1 protein-coding gene is annotated in these 542 nt (G+C 62.0%); it reads left to right on the top strand.

The genetic code is table 11. The features are described from left to right. The coding region (locus VQ042_RS25855; protein WP_331823086.1) for an IS630 family transposase at positions 1-542 on the top strand (542 nt) is incomplete at both ends.

Raw genomic sequence — 542 nt, forward strand, 5'->3', positions numbered from 1 at the left:
GCCGGATCGGGCCGTCGTGCTGTGCGTTGACGAGAAGTCGCAGATCCAGGCGCTCGACCGGACGCAGCCGGGGCTGCCCCTCAAGAAGGGTCGCGCCGCCACCTTGACACATGATTACAAGCGCCACGGCACGACCACGCTGTTCGCGGCACTCGATGTGAAGTCGGGCATGGTCATTGGCGACTGCATGCCGCGCCACCGGGCCAAAGAGTTTCTGGCCTTTCTGCGTCGTATCGACCGGGCGGTGAAGAAGCCCCGCGACATCCATCTGGTGCTCGACAACTACGCCACGCACAAGACGCCCGAGGTGAAAGCGTGGCTGGAGAAACACCCGCGCTTCAAGCTGCATTTTACGCCGACCAGCTCGTCATGGCTCAACCTCGTCGAGCGCTTCTTCGCAGAGATCACCATAAAGCGGATCCGGCGGGGCAGCTACACCAGCGTCACCGACCTGGAGGCGACCATCTACAACTACCTGGCGCAGCACAACTCCAGGCCAAAGCCCTTCCAGTGGACAAAAACCGCCGACGATATTCTCGAAC

Source organism: Aurantimonas sp. A2-1-M11, from assembly GCF_036549475.1.
GTDB lineage: Bacteria > Pseudomonadota > Alphaproteobacteria > Rhizobiales > Rhizobiaceae > Aurantimonas.